The following is a 17,729-nucleotide window of genomic DNA, read 5'->3' as shown; positions in this document are numbered from 1 at the left end:
AAACCCGCTATGTTTCGGGCGCAAGCGGGCCCGACCTCGAATCCGGGCGGAAAATCGGGGGTAGTATGGCCGAAGCTGAGTTGGAAGAGCACGAGCGCGAGGAAGAAGATTACCGGCTGGACGGTGATCTGGTCGACTCGATCCTTGAGGCCACCAATAACAACGATGCGACGCTGCTGGCACAGCTGATGGAGCCGCTGCACGCGGCCGATATCGCTGACCTTCTGGAACAGATTTCCGGCCATGAGCGCCGTGCGATCCTGCGCCTTTGGGGCCGCGAGATCGACGGCGAAATCCTGACCGAAATTGACGAATCGATCCGCGAAGAGGTGATCGCAAGCCTGCCGCCAGAAGTGCTGGCAGACGCGGTGCGTGAGCTGGACTCCGATGACGTCGTGGACCTCATCGAAGACCTCGAAGAGCCCCAGCAAGAACAGATTCTGGGCGCGCTGGACGAGCCAGATCGGATGGCGGTCGAGAAATCGCTGTCCTATCCGGATTACTCGGCCGGGCGTTTGATGCAGCGCGAGGTAGTGACCGCGCCCGCCCATTGGACCGTGGGCGAAACGATTGATTATCTGCGCCGTGCGAAATGGCTGCCCGATCAGTTTTACCATGTCATTCTGGTCGATCCCGCCCATCACCCGCAGGGCAATGTCACGCTGGGACGTATTCTGTCGGCGCCGCGCGCCTCGCCGCTGAGCGATATCGCCGAGGAAGAATTCCGCACGATCTCGGTTTATCAGGACGAGGGCGACGTGGCCTATGCGTTCAACCAGTATCACCTGATATCCGCCGCTGTGGTCGATGATGATGACCGGCTTGTGGGCGTGATCACGATTGATGACGCGATGGCGGTGTTGGACGAGGAACACGAGGAAGACATCCTGCGCTTGGCCGGTGTTGGCGATGAATCGTCGCTCTCGGATACGGTGATGGAAACGGTGCGCCAGCGCCTGCCCTGGCTAATGGTGAACCTGCTGACCGCGATCCTGGCCTCGGGGGTGATTTCGATCTTTGAGGGCACGATTCAAAAACTGGTGGCGCTGGCCGTGTTGATGCCGATTGTGGCCTCGATGGGAGGCAATGCCGGCACGCAGACGCTGACTGTGGCGGTGCGCGCGATGGCCACCAAAAGCCTGACCGAAAGCAACGTCTGGCGGGTTGTGCGACGTGAGGCGATTGTCGGGCTGCTGAACGGGCTGGCGTTTGCGGTGGTGATGGGGGTGGTGGCCTCGTTTTGGTTCTCGGGGCCGCATCTGGGCATCGTGATCGCGTTGGCGATGGTGATTAACCTCGTCGTGGCGGCGCTGTCGGGCATCCTGATCCCGCTGATGCTGGAAAAACTGGGGGCGGACCCGGCGCTGGCCTCGGGGACGTTTGTGACGACGATGACGGATGTGGTGGGGTTCTTTTCCTTCCTCGGCTTGGCCTCGGTGATGCTGCTATGAAGGAGGCCGCGCGTCAGGCAGCCTTTGCGACGCGCAAGCTGGCCCATGCGCGCGATGAGGGGGCCGCGAGCCGCGCGTTGACACAGGCGCTGGCCGCCTACCCCGTTCAGCCCTTGGCGGGCTATTGGCCGATCCGCACCGAGCCCGACCCCCGCCCCGCTATGACTGCGCATCACGGGCCGCTTTGCCTGCCGGTGGTGGTGGTTCCGGGCCAGCCGCTGGTGTTTCGGCGCTGGCATCCGGGGGCTGCGATGGAGCCGGGCGCCTTTGGGGCCCCGATCCCGCAGGATAAAACCGAGATCACGCCGCAGATCCTGATCGTGCCGCTGCTAGCCTTTGATGCGCGCGGCTATCGGCTGGGCTATGGCGGCGGGTTTTACGACCGGACCTTGCAGGCGCTGCGCGCCGCTGGCCCGGTAATCGCGATTGGGTTCACCTACGGCGCGCAAGAGCGCACCGAGGTGCCCACCGATGCAACCGATCAGCCGCTCGATTTCATCGTGACAGAGGCCGGCATCAGGGCGTTTTAGCCCGCCAGTGCTGCCAGTGCGGCGGCGTGAATGTCGGGATTGGCCGCAGCGAGCACCTGCCCGCCGCGATAGGCCGGACCGCCCTGCCAATTGGTGACGATGCCGCCTGCCGCCTCAATCACGGCGATCGGCGCGGCGACGTCATAGGGAAACAGGCCCGCCTCGACCACCAGATCAATCTGGCCCGCAGCCAGTAGCGCATAGGCGTAGCAATCCATCCCGTAGCGCGTCAGCTGCACTTGCGATGCCACCCGATCAAAGGCGGATTTTTCTTGCGCGGTGCCGATCTCGGGGAAGGTCGAGAACAGCGTGGCGCTTTCGAGCCCGCCTTGAGCTGCGCGCGTGGCCAGCTTGGCGGTGCCCTGCGGGCCGGACACATCTGCGCGCCCGAAGCCGCCGATGAATCGCTCGCCGATATAGGGCTGGTCGATCACCCCCATCAGCGGCGCGCCGGGGCCGTCGGCCTCTTGCGCGCACAGCGCGATCAGCACCCCCCAAGTCGGCGTGCCCGACATATAGCCGCGCGTGCCGTCAATCGGGTCCAGCACCCAGGTCAGCCCGCTGCTGCCCTGGGTGACGCCGTGTTCCTCGCCGTAAATGCCGTCTTGCGGGCGGCGTTCCTGCAAGATCGCGCGCATCGCGGCTTCGGCGGCGCGGTCGGCCTCGGTCACCGGATCAAAGCCAGTCGCGTGCTTATTGGCCGCGCCGATTCCGCCGATGGGGCGGAAATGTTGCAAGCTGATCTTGCGCGCGCAATCGGCGAGCTCTTGGGCCAAGGCGATCAGTGCAATCTGTTCGGCGGGGTCTTGCACGTGCATGGCGCGCTCCTTATGACGGGCGAAATGAATAAAGGGAGCGGTAAACGCCCCCTTTTATCAGGTCAAGCCGTCCGGACCGCTTTGCACGGAACAGCCGATAGACAAGGCGCAATCACGCCGCGTCTGAAAGCACTTTCGCCAGATCGAACAGTCGGCGACGCTGCGCCTCAGGCATAGCGTAATAGGACCGCACGAGCGCCAGTGCCTCTTTGTCCGACAAGATGTCGCCTTCAACCTGCGGTTGCGCAACGCTGCCTTCGGAGAGACCTTCGAAGAAGAACGAGATCGGCACTTCGACCGCGTCGGCAATGTCCCAAAGTCGCGATGCCGAGACACGGTTCATGCCTGTTTCATATTTCTGGATTTGTTGAAATTTGATGCCTACATGATCAGCAAGTTGTTGCTGGGTCATGCCGATCATCCAACGACGATGGCGGATCCGTTTCCCTACATGCACATCTACCGGGTGTTTCATTTTTTGCCCTTCACTTCAATTTCCTGATTAGAAGCTAACATGCCGCGAGGCGGTCCAAAGCCTCAAAAGTGCAAACCTATCCTAAAAGACAGGCTGTTAGGCGTTAATGGATAACGAACCCGTGAGGTGATTGAGGAAAACCACGCTCTCCCTTGGCGTGTTTTTGCAATTCGCGAAATGTCCCAAGCCTTCCGTTAGGTAAATCTTCTCGTTTCGCAACCCTGCGTTGGCCAAATTTGATTCGTTTTCACGCTCTGGTGCAGCGGGTTCTGGGGGGCGTTTCTCCTTCGGCTTGGCGCTGGTCCTGTCGGGCGTGCAAAGATAAGATAGCTAGGACGACAAGAACGGAGACCGCAATGCGCGCATTTCAAATTCAAACACCGGGCAGTGCACCGAAGCTGCAAGATATCACGCTGCACGCCCCGGTTGCGGGTGAGGTGCAGGTCGCGATCCGCGCCTGTGGTCTCAATTTCGCCGATCTACTGATGACCGAGGGGACGTATCAGGACACTCCGGACGCGCCGTTCACGCTGGGCATGGAATTGGCGGGCGAGGTGATCGCGGCGGGACCGGGGTGCACACTTGCGCCGGGCACGCGGGTGGCGGTGTTTGCCGGGCAAGGCGGGCTGGCCGAGGCGGGCAATTTCGCGCAAACGCGTTGCACGGTGATGCCCGATGCGATGAGCTTCGAGCAGGCGGCGGCGTTTCAGATCGCCTATGGCACCTCGCATGTGGCGCTGGACGCGCGCGCGGGGCTGCGCGCGGGCGAAACCTTGGTTGTGCTGGGCGCGGCTGGCGGCGTGGGGCTTACGGCGGTTGAGATTGGCAAGGCGTTGGGGGCGCGGGTGATTGCCTGTGCGCGGGGCGCGGCCAAGCTGGAGATTGCGCGCGCTGCCGGGGCCGATGAGGTCGTGGATATCGAAACGCCTGATCTGAAGGGCGCGCTGCGGGCTTTGGGCGGCGCGGATGTGATTTATGACGCGGTGGGCGGCGCGGCGGGCGAGGCGGCGTTTCGCGCGCTCAGACCCGGCGGGCGCTATCTGGTGATCGGATTTGCCAGTGGCAAACCGCCGATGCTGCCGCTCAATCATGCGCTGGTCAAGAATATCGCGATTCACGGGCTGTATTGGGGCGGCTATCAAAGCCTTGATCCGGCGGTGCTGAAGGACTCGATGCGCCAGCTGTTTGACTGGTTCAATGCCGGCGCGCTGCATCCCCATATCGGGGCACGCTATCCGCTTGATGCCGTAACCGAAGCGCTGGACGATTTGCGCGCGCGTCGCTCAACGGGAAAATTGGTGATCACGATGGGGGATCGGACCCCAGACTAGGGCCGATACGGCCACAAAACGCCGTTTTCGCGCGCAATGCCTTAAACTTGTTTGAAACAATGCGTTTTCTGCACCGATGAAATCTTGAATTTGCGTCCCTCTCTGCCAATATCGGAACCGACACCGGTACGAGGGATGGCCGGACAAGACTTGTTGGAGGTATCGAGATGGCTGATTTCGAAACGATGCGGACGCCCCATGCGGGCACGCGTCAAGCGGCGATAGACGAAGGTCTGCGCACGCATATGAACCGGGTTTACGGGCTGATGTCAGTGGCAATGCTGATCACCGGCGCGGTGGCTTGGGCGTTGGCGAATATGGCCGTGACAAGCGATCCTGCCGCAGCGGCTGGACAGTTGCGTGGTGGCATCTACCTGACGCAGCTTGGATCGCTGATCTATACCAGCCCGCTGAAATGGGTCTTGATGCTTGCCCCGCTGGGCGTCGTCTTTGCCTTTAGCGCAACGCTGAATAAAATGAGCACAAGCACCGCCCAGATCGTGTTTTGGGTCTTCGCGGCGCTGATGGGGGCCTCGCTTTCGTCGATCTTCCTGGTGTTTACCGGGGTGTCGATTGCGCAGACCTTCCTGGTGACCGCGATCTCGTTTGCGGGCCTGTCGCTCTATGGTTACACCACCAAGCGCAATCTGTCGGGGATGGGCTCGTTCCTGATGATGGGCCTGATCGGGTTGATCGTGGCCTCGATCGTGAACATCTTCCTCGCCTCGTCGGCGCTTGCCTTTGCGATCTCGTTGATCGGCGTGCTGATCTTTGCGGGCCTGACGGCCTATGACACGCAGAACATCAAGAACATGTATCTGCAACTGGCAGCCAGCGGCGGTCAGGACTTTATGGGCAAAGCCGCGATCATCGGCGCGCTCAAGCTGTATCTCGACTTCATCAACCTGTTCATGTTCCTGCTGCAGTTCATGGGCGATCGCCGCTAAGGCGCATCCCTTGATGTAAGATCAAAGCCCCGGCCCAGTGCCGGGGCTTTTTTTCATGCCATGCGCAGCGCCATATCCAGCATCCGGTTGGAAAAGCCCCATTCGTTGTCATACCAGCCAAACACCCGGATCAGCCCGTAATCGGTCACCTTGGTTTCGCGCAGCGCCATCACCACGCTTTCGGGACGCGCGCGCAGATCGGTCGACACAAGCGGGCGATCCGTCACCCCGATCACGCCCCCCGCCGTGCTGAGCGTGGCGTTGATCTGCTCGACACTGGCCGGGCGCTGCACGGCGATCGCCAGATCCACCGCCGACACAGAGGCCGTGGGCACGCGCACCGCTTGCGCAATCAAGCGACCGCTGAGATCGGGCAAGACCTGTTCCATCAAGCGCCCCGCCGAGGTGGAAGTGGGCACCATCGACAGACTGGCCGCGCGCGAGCGTTCCATCGCATCGCGCGGCTGATCGACGGTGGGTTGGCTGGCAGTGTAGCAATGCACCGTCGTCATCGAACCCGTCACAATGCCAAAGGCCCCATCCAGCAGGCGCGCCAACGGGGCAAACGCGTTGGTGGTGCAACTGGCATTCGAGACGATCCGCTGACCGTTCAGGTCGCCGTCATTGGCGCCCAGAACGACGGTGATGTCGGCGGCCTTCGAGGGCCCCGAGATCAGCACCCGCGCAGCCCCGCCCGCCAGCCCCTGCCCCGCGATGGCCGCACTATCGGCGCGCCCGGTGCATTCCATCACCAGATCAATGCCCGCAAGATCGAGCGTGGAAATATCCCCCGCCCGGTGCAGCGCAATGCGCGCCCCGTTGATCACCAGCGCGTCGGGTTCCTGCACAATCGTGCCGCGCCACGGCCCGAACACGCTGTCATATTCAAACAGATAGGCCAGCATATCGGGCGCTGCGATATCGTTGATCGCGACAATCTCAAGCCCCGGCCAAGCGTCAGGGTTTTGCGCCCAAGCCCGCAGCACCGACCGCCCAATTCGACCGAAGCCGTTGATGAAAACCCGCATGGCCGCACCTCCTGAGACCTCGGGCTTACTGCGCCGCGCGGTCAAGGGAAAGCCTGCGATTGTCACCGATACGAAAGTGGTGATTACTGCGGCAGTTGGGGATCGTCATTTACGGCGCACCCACTGGCGTCGCGCGCCAGACGGTGCGCTTTGAGTCGCGCACTTTGCGCATCGCGTTCGTCGCGCGCATCATCGGTGATCTGGCGCGCGGCGGCTGCGGTTTTGTCATGCGGGGTTGCGGGGCGCTTGGCCGCGCTGGTCGCAAACACGTCAAGCATCGCTTTGGTCTGTGACATCACATCCTGCTTTCGACAAAAGAAAAGCCCGGCCGAAAACCGGCCGGGCCACTGGTTCAGAACCAGAAATTAAGCGAGCGCCAGATCGCGTGCGGACTGACGTCCATCACGGCCGGTCTCAAGCTCGAACGTCACGGCCTGGCCGTCGTCGAGACGTGCAATGCCGGCGCGCTCAACGGCCGAGATGTGCACGAAGATATCTTTGCCGCCATCCGCAGGCGCGATGAAGCCAAAACCTTTGGTGGGGTTGAACCATTTCACGGTGCCTGAAGCCATCGTGAGATCTCCTATCAAGTTAGTCTGCCTGCAACATGCAGCAGTATCGGCATAGTCAGATCGTAGTCGCAAACTGAAGCCGTTGACGGAGACAGGGTGCAGTAGAAACAACGTAGCACGCTTAACATAGGGAAAGATTGGCAATTTTGCAATCCTGCATTTTTGCACGCCGCAAAACTGGTCGAGCCAGATTGGTGCATTTTCGTATGATTTACAGGGGTCTGCGGGCGCGGTTCGGGACTGAGGGGAGGTGCTACCTAGTGGCCCGAGCTTGGGCGCGCCAGTTCGGTTTGATCGCCCAGCACGCCCGAGGCGATCCAGCATTGCGGGTGGGTCGCGCGCAATTTGGCTTCGGCGCTTTGCAGATCGGACTGGGTTGAAAACAGCGCGAAACAAGTCGCCCCAGAGCCCGACATGCGGGCCAGATGACAGCCGGGCAGCGCGACAAGAACGTCGAGCAGCGCGCCGATTTGCGGGGCCTGCGCGATGGCGGGCGCTTGCAGATCGTTGCGCTGGGTGGCAAGCCAGTCGATGCAGGCGCGGGCCTCGTTGAACTGCGGAAGCTGCGCGGGCATCGGGGCGTTGGTTTTCTGGCTCAGCGCCTTGAAGATGGCGGGGGTTGCGACCTCGATGCGGGGATTGACGAGCAGCGCGGGCAACGGTGGCAGTTGGACGCGCGCGCAGTGCTCGCCGATGCCTTGCACGCGCTGGGGATGGGGCGTCAGGCACATCGCGATATCGGCACCAAGGCGGGTCAATGCCTCGGGGTCCAGCGCCGCGCCCAGCCCGCGCAATACCGCAGCGGCATCAGACGAGCCCCCGCCAATGCCAGAGGCCGCCGGCAGCGCCTTATGCAAATAAAAGGCCAGATCAGAGCCCCCGGCCAGCTCTGCCGCCCGCAGCACCAGATTGGAGCGATCCACCGGCACGCCTGCCGCCTCGGGTCCGCTTACGCGCAGCGACAGCCCCCGCCCCGGCGCGAACGACACCATATCGCCCACCGGCGCAAAGGCCACCAGACTGTCAAGCAGGTGATAGCCATCGGCCCTCTGGCCGATGACATGCAGGCTGAGATTGATCTTGGCAGGCGCGAAAACGCTAGTTGTTGGCATCGCTTGCCGGGGCCGCTTTGAGAGGCGGCTTGCCCTCATCCTTGAGCACCTGATCCAGCCCGACCGACAGTTTCAGACGCACCCGGTCAAGATCGAGATCCTCAGAGCTGTCCGTCGGCTCTTCGGTCGTGCCAAAGCTGAGGGCGCGGCGCCACTGGAACCGGGCCTCGCGCTGACGACCGACCGCCCAAAGCACATCGCCCAGATGGTCATTCAGCAGCGGATCGCGGGGCTCAAGTTCGACCGCGCGCTCCATCTGCGTGGCCGCTTCCTGATAGTGCCCGGTTTTGTAAAGCGCCCAGCCAAGGCTGTCGATGATGAAGCCCGCATCGGGGCGTTCCTTGACAGCTTTGCGGATCATCGCCAGCGCCTCATCAAGGTTTTCACCCTTATCGACATAGGAATAGCCCAGATAATTCAGCACCGAAGGCTGATCGGGCGAGAGTTTCAGCGCCTCGCGAAACCCCTTCTCCGCCGAGGCCCAATCGCCCGAGCGTTCCTGCGCAATCGCGCGCGAATAATAGACGAACCAATCCTGAGGCTTGGGCGCGCCCATCAGCGCAATCGCCTTATCATAGGCTTTTGCCGCCTCGCCAAAGCGCTTTTCGCGCCGCAACGTATCGCCAAGCGCGGTCCACACGCCCACCAGCTTGGGCTGAATGCGCGCGAGGTTTTCGAGCACCTCGATAGCGGCATCATTGCGCCCCGCGCGCACCATCGCCTCAGCGCGCCCGATTTCGGCAGCGTGATAGATCGGGCTTTTGGGCGAGACCTCGGCATAGGCCGCAATCGCGAGATCATGTTGCTTCATCTTGTCCAGCAGCGAGGCCGTCAGCAGCGTCGCATCGGCCATGTCGGGCTCTACGAGATTGGCCAGCCGTGTGTGCATCAGCGTGAAGGTATCAGGCGCATCGCTAATGAGGGCCTGGGCTACGGAGTAATAGACCTCGGCCACGCCATCGGTTGCGCTGCGCACCATCGTGAAGGGCAGCGTCTCGCCCGCCGCCAGCTTGGCGTGCATGGCTTCAAGCTGGGGGTCCAGATCGGTGCCAAAGCGGTCCTCGATCAGCGCCAACGCATCTTTGTCGCGCTCAAGCTGCGACAGGATCTCGGCATGGGCAATCACGCCGCGCCGCGTGGCGGTGATCATCGCGCCATGTTCGCCCGACAATATCTTGTCGGCGCCCTCATAATCGCCCACCAAGGCTAGCGACAACGCCTTGTGAAACGCCGCGAACGCGCCAAGGCCCTTTTCGCTGCCCACCGCGTCAAAGGCGGCGGAGGCATCGGTCATTTTGCCCTCGCCCACCAGCGCCCAAGCCCGCGTCAGCCCGCCCAGAAGCGGGCCGGGGTCGGAGCTTTCATCTTGGCTGAGTTTGATCGCGTCGCCCCATTTGCCTTCCTTGGCATCGGCCGCCAGGACCGTCATCGCAGCGATCTGGCTGCCGGTTTTCGCCTCAAGCATCTGGCGCGCCAAGGGCACGGCGCGGTCGAAATCGGCAATCGCGATCTCGGCTACCAGCGTGGCCTCTGCGGTTTCTGCGCTGACATCGCCCGAGGCCATCAGCTTGCGGTAATAGGTGGCCGCCTGTTCGAAATCCAATTGCTGCGAGGCGATGCGCGCCGCCAGATAGGCCCCGGCCTCTTCGGGGCTGGGATCATTGGCCACGTCTGCATCGTTCTTGGCGGCCTCGGCATCCGCGGCGGCAGCGGCGTCTTGCGCACTTTGCCCGACGGGGGCCTTTTTGTCTTGCGCAAGCGCGGGGGTGATAGCGACAGAGCCCATCAGCAATGCGATAAAAGCTATGCGAAAAGCAGAGGAATTACTCGACACGAAACAGTCCTCTCATTGAGTTTGGCCAGAGCGTAACGGCGCAGTCAGTGCATAGCAATGCGGCCCGCGCGCGCGGGCCCGCCGCGCTTGGCGAAAACACGCCGTTTTGACCGCCTCGCCAAGGGTTACAGCAGATGACGCCACCGTGATGACGGTGCGTTAATCAAATATGACACACTTTTCTCTTGCGTTTCGTGCGCAATAGCACATATAAGGCCGTAATCTTAGTTTGAGATTGTATTCCCTTGCGGCTCCACCATCGGGCAGAGCTGTCAGGCCGCTGCATATGCGGCATCTTCGACATACCCGCCGGACCGGCTGCGAATGCGCAGGGTCAGCGTGAACGTAGATGCCAGCGCATTGTGCCGGGAAGTCACATGATGCTGATCGCTTGTTTGCCGCGCTGCCGGGTTCGCCTTGGCAATGCGGTGCGATCTACACCGCACCGTGCCGAGCAAACGGCTTGCGCGGAACCGCCGTAGAATGGAGATATGATATGACCAAGAAAACCATTGAAAATGCCGTCACCGCCCACGCCCTGCGCAGCGAAGACATCAAGCGCGACGTGAAGCATAGCGATACGGTCAAGCCGCATGAGGCCAATTGGGCCGACACGCGCCATACGCTGTTTTCCACTTCGGCCTGATATCGGGCCAATCCGGGTGCGTTTGCGCGCCCACCCCATCGGGGACCTTGAAAAAGCGGGGGGCCAGGCCTCCCGCTTTCTGCATTTTAGGGGCGTTTGAGCGCCTTACATATTGGGATAGTTCGGCCCGTCCCCGCCCTGCGGCGTGGTCCAGTTGATGTTCTGGCTCGGGTCCTTGATATCGCAGGTCTTGCAATGCACGCAGTTCTGGAAATTGATCTGGAACTTGGCATTCGCCCCTTCGCCGATCACCTCATAGACGCCTGCCGGGCAATAACGCTGCGCGGGTTCGTCATATTTGGGCAGATTGACCGCGATCGGGATCGACGGGTCTTTCAGCTTCAGATGGCAGGGCTGGCTTTCCTCGTGATTGGTAAAGCTGAAGGACACATTGGTCAGACGGTCGAAGGACAGCTTGCCATCGGGCTTGGGATAGTCGATCGGCTTGAAATTCTTCGCCTCGCCCGTCGCCGCAGCATCGGACTTGCCATGTTTGAGAGTGCCGAACAGCGAAATTCCGAACAGCGAATTGGTCCACATATCCAGACCACCAAAGACCAGCGACGGGAGCATCCCCCATTTCGACCACATCGGCTTGACGTTGCGCACCGGCTTGAGGTCTTTGGCAATCGGGCCCGAGCGCAGATCGGTCTCGTATTCCACCAGATCATCGCCCGCGCGCCCGGCCTTGATCGCGGCGGCGGCGGCCTCGGCGGCGGCAATGCCCGAGAGCATCGCGTTATGGTTGCCCTTGATGCGGGGCACGTTCACCAGACCCGCCGCGCAGCCCATCAGCACCACGCCCGGAGCGGTGAGCTTCGGGATCGACTGCCAGCCGCCTTCCGAGATCGCGCGCGCCCCGTAAGCCACGCGTTTTCCGCCCTCAAGCAGCTCGGCCATCATCGGGTGATGTTTGAAGCGCTGGAATTCCATATAGGGGTAGAGATGCGGGTTTTCGTAGTTCAGGTGGACCACGAAACCGACGTAAACTTGATTGTTCTCAAGGTGATAGACGAACGACCCGCCGCCTGCATTCTTGCCCAGCGGCCAGCCCATCGTGTGCGTGACGGTGCCCTCGTGGTGCTTGGCGGGGTCGATCTCCCAGATTTCCTTCATGCCGAGGCCGAATTTCTGCGGGCAGTGATCCTTGGAGAGGTTGAACTTCTCCATCACCACCTTGGCCAGTGAGCCGCGCACACCCTCGCCCAGCATGACGTATTTGCCGCGCAGCTCCATGCCCGGCTCATAGCCCGGCCCCTGCGAGCCATCGGGATTCTTGCCAAATTCGCCCGCGACGACGCCCGCGACCCGGTCCCCGTCCCAGACGATTTCACTCGCGGCCATGCCGGGGAACACCTCGACGCCCAGCGCCTCGGCCTGTTCGGCCATCCAGCGGCAGACATTGGCCATCGAGACGATGTATTTGCCGTGATTGCTCATCAGCTTGGGCATCGGCCAGTTCGGGATGCGCAGATGGCCATGCGGGCCAAGCATGAAGAAATTGTCTTTCTTGACGCCCACTTTGATCGGCGCGCCGCGCTCTTTCCAATCGGGCAACAGTTTATCCAGACCGGCGGTATCGAGCACCGCCCCCGACAGGATATGCGCCCCCACTTCCGAGCCCTTTTCGATCACTACGACCTCAAGCTCAGGGTTGATCTGCTTCAATCGGATCGCCGCGGACAGGCCTGCCGGCCCCGCGCCCACGATCACAACATCATATTCCATCGACTCGCGTTCGATCTCGGCCATATCCCAAATCCTCTGGCTTGCCGCTACAGGTTGGGTTCTGCCTAGCCTAGTGGGCGCATCGAGGCAATTGTTACGCTGCGATGGCGCGCAACATTATTGCGTCCACGGCGGGGGTTTGCGTGGTGTTGCCACCCTCGCAGGACCAGATATCGCAAGCGTTCCGCCAAATGGGGCGCGTGAACGAGGCGCGCATCCCCTCACCCTGCTATCTGACAAAATTCGCACCCGTGTTTGAAAGGCCCCGGAGGGCAGAGTTGGCGGGCAAAGCTGGCGCGACCCGTATGGCTGCGCCGGCAGCATGACGCTCAAAACTTCGACGGGTTTTGGCAAAAATTGGGCAGGAGGCTTGACTTGAGGGGGCAAGAAAAGATTTAGATGCCCTGAATTGGAGCTTTCCTCCGAATTCAGGAGCCTTCCATGGAAAAAGTGCCGTTGACGCGCGCGGGCTATGACTCGCTTAGTCAAGAATTGAAAAAACTGAAGTCTCAGGAACGTCCTGCGATTATCAAGGCGATTGCCGAAGCGCGTGAGCTGGGCGATCTGTCGGAGAATGCCGAATACCATTCGGCACGCGAGAAACAGGGCTTTATCGAAGGTCGCGTCAAAGAGATCGAAAGTCTGTTGGGGCGCGCCGAGGTCATTGACCCCAGCAAATTCACCGGATCGGTGAAGTTTGGCGCCACGGTGACCATCGTCGATGAAGATACCGACGAGGAAAAGACTTATCAGATCGTGGGAGAGCCAGAGGCCGATCTGGAGCAGGGTCGCTTGAATATGAAATCGCCCCTTGCACGGTCGCTGATCGGCAAGGAAGAGGGGGATACCGTCGATGTGCGCACCCCCGGCGGCACGCGCAGCTACGAGATCTTGTCCGTCAAATTCGCCTGACACCCGCCTTTTAGGGACGCCTTGAATGGAAACGCCCGCAGATCGGACCACGCAAACCGCCGCCCCTTTGGGCGGGATGCGCGCGTCTGTGGCGCGCGGTGGTCCCTCGGCGCTGCCACGCGGGCCCGGTCGGGTGGAATGGATCGCGCTGGCGCTGTCGCTGCTTTGGCTTGTGATGGTGCTGGCGTTTTGGTTCTTCGCGCCCGGTGTTGCGGGGACCGCCTCGTTGTTCAACACGGTCAGCATGATGGTGGGCATGACGCTGCCGATCGCGATGATCTGGGTGGCTGCGATCACGGCCCGGGCGGCGCGTGAGATGCGCGCGGAGGCGCAGGCGCTTAAACAGTCGATCGAAGCGATGCGGATGGCGTGGCTGAACCAGCAGGCCTTGCGCAGCGATCAATCGGTTGAGCGCAAGCTCGATGAGATCGCCGCCGTCACGCGCCAAGCCGAAAGCACGATTGCCACCTTTGCCTCGCGCCGCGATGCCCATGCCACGCAGCCCTCTGCCGATCGCAAGGCCGCCCTTGTGCCGCCTGCCCCGATGCGCCCCGATGACACCGAACCGATGCTGGCCCTTGGCACCCCGGCCGAAGAGTTGCGCGCCCCGATCTCGGTTGCGGATTTCGTGCGCGCGCTGAATTTCCCCGACACGCCCGAGGATAAAGAGGGCTTTCGCGCCCTGCGCCGCGCGTTGGAAGATCGCTCGACGGCCAAGCTGCTGCGCTCGGCGCAAGATGTGTTGAACCTGTTGTCGCAAGACGGGATCTACATGGATGACCTGACGCCCGACCGGGCGCGCCCAGCCCTGTGGCGCCGGTTTGCCGCAGGCGAGCGGGGCCGCGAGATTGCAAGCCTTGGCGGCATTCGCGACCGCTCGTCGCTGGCGCTGTCGGCGGGGCGGATGCGCGGCGATACGATCTTTCGCGATGCGGCGCATCATTTCCTGCGCCAGTTTGACCGCACCTTCGGCGAGTTTGAAAAGAACGCCTCGGATCAGGAAATCGCCGATCTGGCCGAGACCCGCACCGCACGCGCCTTCATGCTGCTCGGCCGTGTAACGGGCAGCTTCGACTAAAGCGCGCGGCGCATTTCATGCACGCGGTGAAAGTTGAACGCAAACCGGGTGAAGGCCGAGTGGCGCTGCCCGGTCACCATGAACCCCAAGCGGTGATATAGCGCGCGCGCACGCAGGTTTTCCTCGACCACCTCAAGGCAGAGCGCGCGATAGCCCTGCGATTGGGCATAGCTGGAGAGGGTCTCGATTAACTCCGTGCCAATCCCGTGGCCCCGCAGATCGGCACTGACGGCGATGCCATCGACCATCACCGTGCCCGCCTCTAGGTCTTGCGCCAGAAACCGCAGGCAGCCAGCGCGCCACAGCCCGCCGATGCGCCCGTAGCTGGCGCGCAAATCGGGCAAGCCACCACCGACAAAAGAGCCATGCGGCGTGCGAAACCCGATCACGCCGATCACTTGGCCGTGCGGGTCACATGCCGCAATAGCGAATTGCGGCGCGATCACGCGCTCGATGAAATCCAGCGCGCGCGGCTGTGGCCCCATCACGCGGCCCAGCTTGCCGCCAAAGGCTTGCCAATACAGCCCGGCGGCGCGCGCGCGTTGATCGGGGCGCAACCCGTGATGATAGGTGATCGCGTTCATGATGCCGGGCGCAGGGCGCGTTCGGCCTGCGCAAGATCTTGCGGGCTGTTGAGATTGCAAAACGGGTCGGGATCGGCGCTGAACGCCACCTCGCGCGCACCCGCCGCCGCGATCCGCAAGCGCCGCTCTCCGCGGGCAAAAAGCTGTTCAAGTGCGGCTTGGCAAGAGATCGGCCAATAGCCCACGCTGGGATGTGCACGCCCAAAAGAGCGCGCAATCGCAGGCCCCGCCCCCGCCAGTTGCGCCACCAGATCGCGCGGCACGAACGGGGTATCGACTGGCACGCAGATCAGCGCATCCGCCCCTTCGCGCGCGGCCCAGTCCAGCCCGGCCAATATCCCCGCAAGCGGCCCCTCGCCCAACCTCTCGGGCGCATCCGGCAGCACTGGCAGCGGCGCAAACGGCGCGGGCGCGCGATTGCTGGATACCGCAAGGCGCGCCACCTGCCCGGCGAGCCGATCTGTGACATGCGCGATCAAGGGACGTCCGGCTAGCATAAGCTGCGCCTTGTCCACGCCCCCCATGCGCCGGCCTTGCCCGCCCGCTAAAATCAGCCCAAAAATCACCTCTGCCAAGGGGTTGATTGCCTCCGATACAATCGTGCGCTTTGCCATTTCGCGCCGCGTCCTCTAACTGTCACGCAACTGCCCCAAGGAGACAAGCGCGATGTCGCAAACTTCTGCCATCAAAGCCGCCTATTGGCGCGGATTTCGCAATGGCTTGCCGTTCTTGCTGGTGATTGCGCCGTTTGGCTTGCTGTTTGGCGTGGCCGCCACCAACGCCGGGATGGATTTGGCGCAGGTGATGGGGTTTTCGGTGATGGTAATTGCCGGGGCAGCGCAGTTCACCGCGCTGCAACTGATGGGCGATCATGCGCCCGTGGTGCTGATCCTCGCCGCTTCGTTGGCGGTCAATCTGCGCATGGCGATGTATTCCGCGGCACTGACCCCGCATCTGGGCAAGTCAAAGGCCTGGCACAAGGCGTTGGTGGCCTATTTCATGGTCGATCAGGTCTATGCGCTGTCGGCCAATGAATATGAAACCCGCCCCGAGATGAGCCGCGCCGAGAAGCTGGCCTATTATGCCGGGGCTTGCACTCCGGTCTGTCCGAACTGGTATCTTGCGACGCTGGCCGGGGCGCTGGTGGGCGCGGCGATCCCGCCAGAATTCGCGCTGGATTTTGCGGTGCCGATCACCTTCCTTGCGATGATCGGGCCAGCGCTGCGCAGCCTTGCCCATGTTGCAGCTGCCCTCGTGTCGATTGTGGGTGCGCTGGTGCTGTGGTTTTTGCCCTCGGGTGTCGGACTGATGATCGCGGCGCTTGCAGCGATGGTGACGGGCGCACAGGTTGAACTCTGGGTCGCGCGCCGAAAAGGAGCCCTGCTATGAACGGCTATTCCGATGCGGTGATCTGGGGGATCATCGTGGCGCTGGGGATCGGCACATTCGCGCTGCGTTATTCGTTTCTGGGCTTTCTGGGTGATCGCCAACTGCCCGAATGGGCGCTGCGCTATTTGCGCTATACGCCGGTTGCGGTGCTGCCGGGGCTGGTGGCGCCGCTCGTGGTCTGGCCCGCAGCGACCGATGGCCACCCCGACCCTGCCCGGCTGATCGCAGCCGTCGCCGCGTTGGCCGTCGGGATCGCGACGCGCAACACGCTTTGGGCAATTGTGGGCGGGCTAAGCGCGCTATATCTGGCGCTGTGGCTGATTGGCTGAGCGGTTTGCTTGGGTGGTAAAGAAGCAGGCAAGCGCGACTCGTGGCGCAGAACTCCGGCTCATTAAATAACGCAAATATTGGTCGAACCGCTGGGCGGAAGTGAGTGGCAGCTGTCAGTCCCTTGCAGACGCTATGCGTTGCCCTTGACTGCCTCCAGAAATCTGCAATCTGTCACGTATGACCTTGCGTAGACCAACGAAATCCGATGCCTCAAGTATAGCTGCTATCTCGATCGAGGTGTGGGTAGGCACTTATCTCAAACGTGGCGTGAACGCTTTCTTTGCCGATTTTGCCTTGAATGAGTTCACCCCGGCGAAGGTGGAGAAACTGATTTCCGACCCCAGTCAGTTCATTCTTGTCTCAGATAATGAACAAGGGATCGACGGTTTCATACGGGTTTCCTCATCTAGCAAGCCACCCGTAGAAGGCTGTTCAGAATTGGAAATTTCGACTTTCTACGTGCAGCCGCGCCACCATGGAAAGGGTATCGGCAAACAGCTCCTCGAAGCCGCATTTCAACACTGTCGGGACAGCGCTGCAGAGTCTGTCTGGCTGACAACCAATGCGGAGAATGATGCCGCTATCGCATTTTATCTTTCGCGGGGGTTCGAACATGTCGGGGAAACCCACTTTCGCATTGGTGACGAAAGATATCTCAACAACGTCTATTCATTTCGCTTTCTCTGAAGCTGGCATAGCATCAATAGCGCACTGGACGTCACCGTTGAAACGACCGGCAGCTTCGTCCCGCACCGCTGCCGCTAGACATCCATCCCCCAAACAAAAAGACGCGCGAAGTTTCCCTCGCGCGCCTCATTGTTGGATCAGCGCCCCTTCGGAACGACGGTTTGTGGCTTTTCTTGCTGAATCATCAGCACGCCGGAATTATCATCGGGATCATCGTCATAATGATCTTTGCTGATCTCCCCCGGCAGTCTGTCGAACGCCTTGGACAGCTTGAGCG

General features: G+C 61.9%; 20 protein-coding genes. 10 read left to right on the top strand and 10 right to left on the bottom strand.

Annotated features, from left to right (window positions below; translation table 11 throughout):
* Window positions 1-65: 65 nt before the first annotated feature.
* Both mgtE and QZ571_RS11865 read left to right on the top strand, forming a co-directional pair.
* Window positions 66-1,451: a magnesium transporter gene (gene mgtE, locus QZ571_RS11870; protein WP_295534946.1), complete on the top strand. Its 1,386-nt coding sequence runs from the start codon at window positions 66-68 to the stop codon at window positions 1,449-1,451.
* Window positions 1,448-1,981, top strand: coding sequence for a 5-formyltetrahydrofolate cyclo-ligase (locus QZ571_RS11865; protein ID WP_295534943.1), 534 nt, complete (start codon window positions 1,448-1,450; stop codon window positions 1,979-1,981). Before mgtE ends, QZ571_RS11865 begins: the two co-directional genes overlap by 4 nt.
* Here the strand turns inward: QZ571_RS11865 and QZ571_RS11860 are convergent.
* Complete coding sequence (locus QZ571_RS11860) at window positions 1,978-2,799, bottom strand: inositol monophosphatase family protein (protein ID WP_295534941.1); 822 nt, start codon at window positions 2,797-2,799, stop codon at window positions 1,978-1,980. The two genes, QZ571_RS11865 and QZ571_RS11860, sit on opposite strands and share 4 nt — an antisense overlap.
* A 112-nt stretch (window positions 2,800-2,911) precedes the next feature.
* Window positions 2,912-3,274, bottom strand: coding sequence for a helix-turn-helix transcriptional regulator (locus tag QZ571_RS11855; RefSeq protein WP_295534938.1), 363 nt, complete (start codon window positions 3,272-3,274; stop codon window positions 2,912-2,914).
* A 356-nt stretch (window positions 3,275-3,630) separates the two neighbouring features.
* Between QZ571_RS11855 and QZ571_RS11850 the strand changes: the two genes are divergently transcribed.
* Window positions 3,631-4,605 (top strand): NADPH:quinone oxidoreductase family protein, encoded by a 975-nt coding sequence (locus QZ571_RS11850; RefSeq protein ID WP_295534934.1) that lies wholly within the window; start codon window positions 3,631-3,633, stop codon window positions 4,603-4,605.
* 167 nt (window positions 4,606-4,772) lie between these two features.
* The gene (locus QZ571_RS11845) at window positions 4,773-5,552 is read left to right on the top strand and encodes a Bax inhibitor-1/YccA family protein (RefSeq protein ID WP_295534931.1); all 780 of its coding nucleotides are present in this window, start codon (window positions 4,773-4,775) and stop codon (window positions 5,550-5,552) included.
* Window positions 5,553-5,605: 53 nt separating this feature from the next.
* Here QZ571_RS11845 and QZ571_RS11840 read toward each other — a convergent pair whose 3' ends face one another.
* The 5 genes from QZ571_RS11840 to QZ571_RS11820 form a co-directional block, all read right to left on the bottom strand.
* Window positions 5,606-6,580 (bottom strand): glyceraldehyde 3-phosphate dehydrogenase NAD-binding domain-containing protein, encoded by a 975-nt coding sequence (locus tag QZ571_RS11840; protein ID WP_295534929.1) that lies wholly within the window; start codon window positions 6,578-6,580, stop codon window positions 5,606-5,608.
* A gap of 83 nt (window positions 6,581-6,663) precedes the next feature.
* Window positions 6,664-6,876, bottom strand: coding sequence for a hypothetical protein (locus tag QZ571_RS11835; RefSeq protein ID WP_295534926.1), 213 nt, complete (start codon window positions 6,874-6,876; stop codon window positions 6,664-6,666).
* A 69-nt stretch (window positions 6,877-6,945) separates the two neighbouring features.
* Window positions 6,946-7,152, bottom strand: coding sequence for a cold-shock protein (locus QZ571_RS11830; RefSeq protein ID WP_295534922.1), 207 nt, complete (start codon window positions 7,150-7,152; stop codon window positions 6,946-6,948).
* 257 nt (window positions 7,153-7,409) lie between these two features.
* Window positions 7,410-8,264: a 4-(cytidine 5'-diphospho)-2-C-methyl-D-erythritol kinase gene (locus QZ571_RS11825; protein ID WP_295534920.1), complete on the bottom strand. Its 855-nt coding sequence runs from the start codon at window positions 8,262-8,264 to the stop codon at window positions 7,410-7,412.
* Window positions 8,251-10,098 carry a tetratricopeptide repeat protein gene (locus QZ571_RS11820; protein WP_295534918.1) on the bottom strand — a complete coding sequence of 616 codons (1,848 nt, stop codon included), beginning with the start codon at window positions 10,096-10,098 and terminating at the stop codon, window positions 8,251-8,253. Before QZ571_RS11820 ends, QZ571_RS11825 begins: the two co-directional genes overlap by 14 nt.
* Window positions 10,099-10,594: 496 nt before the next feature.
* On the opposite strand from QZ571_RS11820, the gene QZ571_RS11815 reads away from it, so the two are divergent.
* Window positions 10,595-10,744 carry a hypothetical protein gene (locus tag QZ571_RS11815; protein ID WP_295534915.1) on the top strand — a complete coding sequence of 50 codons (150 nt, stop codon included), beginning with the start codon at window positions 10,595-10,597 and terminating at the stop codon, window positions 10,742-10,744.
* A gap of 105 nt (window positions 10,745-10,849) precedes the next feature.
* On the opposite strand, the gene QZ571_RS11810 is transcribed toward QZ571_RS11815, so the two are convergent.
* Window positions 10,850-12,496 (bottom strand): electron transfer flavoprotein-ubiquinone oxidoreductase, encoded by a 1,647-nt coding sequence (locus QZ571_RS11810; RefSeq protein WP_295534912.1) that lies wholly within the window; start codon window positions 12,494-12,496, stop codon window positions 10,850-10,852.
* Between the two features lie 417 nt (window positions 12,497-12,913).
* Between QZ571_RS11810 and greA the strand changes: the two genes are divergently transcribed.
* Window positions 12,914-13,384 carry a transcription elongation factor GreA gene (gene greA, locus QZ571_RS11805; RefSeq protein ID WP_295534909.1) on the top strand — a complete coding sequence of 157 codons (471 nt, stop codon included), beginning with the start codon at window positions 12,914-12,916 and terminating at the stop codon, window positions 13,382-13,384.
* 25 nt (window positions 13,385-13,409) lie between these two features.
* Window positions 13,410-14,462, top strand: coding sequence for a hypothetical protein (locus tag QZ571_RS11800; RefSeq protein WP_295534907.1), 1,053 nt, complete (start codon window positions 13,410-13,412; stop codon window positions 14,460-14,462).
* On the opposite strand, the gene QZ571_RS11795 is transcribed toward QZ571_RS11800, so the two are convergent.
* The gene (locus QZ571_RS11795; protein ID WP_295534904.1) at window positions 14,459-15,046 is read right to left on the bottom strand and encodes a GNAT family N-acetyltransferase; all 588 of its coding nucleotides are present in this window, start codon (window positions 15,044-15,046) and stop codon (window positions 14,459-14,461) included. The two genes, QZ571_RS11800 and QZ571_RS11795, sit on opposite strands and share 4 nt — an antisense overlap.
* Window positions 15,043-15,660 (bottom strand): molybdenum cofactor guanylyltransferase MobA, encoded by a 618-nt coding sequence (gene mobA / locus QZ571_RS11790; RefSeq protein ID WP_295534902.1) that lies wholly within the window; start codon window positions 15,658-15,660, stop codon window positions 15,043-15,045. The genes QZ571_RS11795 and mobA overlap by 4 nt, the downstream gene beginning before the upstream one ends.
* 52 nt (window positions 15,661-15,712) lie before the next feature.
* Here mobA and QZ571_RS11785 point away from each other — a divergent pair, with 52 nt between their 5' ends.
* From QZ571_RS11785 to QZ571_RS11775, 3 genes are all read left to right on the top strand, one after another.
* On the top strand, window positions 15,713-16,435 hold the full coding sequence (locus QZ571_RS11785; RefSeq protein ID WP_295534899.1) for an AzlC family ABC transporter permease: 723 nt from the start codon (window positions 15,713-15,715) through the stop codon (window positions 16,433-16,435).
* The gene (locus tag QZ571_RS11780; protein ID WP_295534896.1) at window positions 16,432-16,764 is read left to right on the top strand and encodes an AzlD domain-containing protein; all 333 of its coding nucleotides are present in this window, start codon (window positions 16,432-16,434) and stop codon (window positions 16,762-16,764) included. The genes QZ571_RS11785 and QZ571_RS11780 overlap by 4 nt, the downstream gene beginning before the upstream one ends.
* A gap of 178 nt (window positions 16,765-16,942) precedes the next feature.
* Window positions 16,943-17,452, top strand: coding sequence for an N-acetyltransferase (locus QZ571_RS11775; protein ID WP_295534893.1), 510 nt, complete (start codon window positions 16,943-16,945; stop codon window positions 17,450-17,452).
* Window positions 17,453-17,729: the final 277 nt, after the last annotated feature.

It is taken from the genome of uncultured Thioclava sp. (assembly GCF_913064665.1).
In the GTDB taxonomy this organism is placed as follows: Bacteria; Pseudomonadota; Alphaproteobacteria; order Rhodobacterales; family Rhodobacteraceae; genus Thioclava; species Thioclava arctica.
Note: the sequence above shows the minus strand (reverse complement) of the source record. Positions and strands in the feature narration are given on the sequence as shown.

Excerpts from the sequence above, each read along its gene's own strand:
- QZ571_RS11815 (WP_295534915.1), top strand. The coding sequence starts at position 10,595 with ATGACCAAGAAAACCATTGAAAATGCCGTCACCGCCCACGCCCTGCGC.
- QZ571_RS11825 (WP_295534920.1), bottom strand. The coding sequence starts at position 8,264 with ATGCCAACAACTAGCGTTTTCGCGCCTGCCAAGATCAATCTCAGCCTG.
- QZ571_RS11775 (WP_295534893.1), top strand. The coding sequence starts at position 16,943 with ATGACCTTGCGTAGACCAACGAAATCCGATGCCTCAAGTATAGCTGCT.
- QZ571_RS11860 (WP_295534941.1), bottom strand. The coding sequence starts at position 2,799 with ATGCACGTGCAAGACCCCGCCGAACAGATTGCACTGATCGCCTTGGCC.
- QZ571_RS11780 (WP_295534896.1), top strand. The coding sequence starts at position 16,432 with ATGAACGGCTATTCCGATGCGGTGATCTGGGGGATCATCGTGGCGCTG.
- QZ571_RS11810 (WP_295534912.1), bottom strand. The coding sequence starts at position 12,496 with ATGGCCGAGATCGAACGCGAGTCGATGGAATATGATGTTGTGATCGTG.
- QZ571_RS11800 (WP_295534907.1), top strand. The coding sequence starts at position 13,410 with ATGGAAACGCCCGCAGATCGGACCACGCAAACCGCCGCCCCTTTGGGC.
- QZ571_RS11795 (WP_295534904.1), bottom strand. The coding sequence starts at position 15,046 with ATGAACGCGATCACCTATCATCACGGGTTGCGCCCCGATCAACGCGCG.
- mgtE (WP_295534946.1), top strand. The coding sequence starts at position 66 with ATGGCCGAAGCTGAGTTGGAAGAGCACGAGCGCGAGGAAGAAGATTAC.
- QZ571_RS11785 (WP_295534899.1), top strand. The coding sequence starts at position 15,713 with ATGTCGCAAACTTCTGCCATCAAAGCCGCCTATTGGCGCGGATTTCGC.
- QZ571_RS11850 (WP_295534934.1), top strand. The coding sequence starts at position 3,631 with ATGCGCGCATTTCAAATTCAAACACCGGGCAGTGCACCGAAGCTGCAA.
- QZ571_RS11855 (WP_295534938.1), bottom strand. The coding sequence starts at position 3,274 with ATGAAACACCCGGTAGATGTGCATGTAGGGAAACGGATCCGCCATCGT.
- QZ571_RS11840 (WP_295534929.1), bottom strand. The coding sequence starts at position 6,580 with ATGCGGGTTTTCATCAACGGCTTCGGTCGAATTGGGCGGTCGGTGCTG.
- QZ571_RS11865 (WP_295534943.1), top strand. The coding sequence starts at position 1,448 with ATGAAGGAGGCCGCGCGTCAGGCAGCCTTTGCGACGCGCAAGCTGGCC.
- greA (WP_295534909.1), top strand. The coding sequence starts at position 12,914 with ATGGAAAAAGTGCCGTTGACGCGCGCGGGCTATGACTCGCTTAGTCAA.
- QZ571_RS11845 (WP_295534931.1), top strand. The coding sequence starts at position 4,773 with ATGGCTGATTTCGAAACGATGCGGACGCCCCATGCGGGCACGCGTCAA.
- mobA (WP_295534902.1), bottom strand. The coding sequence starts at position 15,660 with ATGGCAAAGCGCACGATTGTATCGGAGGCAATCAACCCCTTGGCAGAG.
- QZ571_RS11830 (WP_295534922.1), bottom strand. The coding sequence starts at position 7,152 with ATGGCTTCAGGCACCGTGAAATGGTTCAACCCCACCAAAGGTTTTGGC.
- QZ571_RS11835 (WP_295534926.1), bottom strand. The coding sequence starts at position 6,876 with ATGTCACAGACCAAAGCGATGCTTGACGTGTTTGCGACCAGCGCGGCC.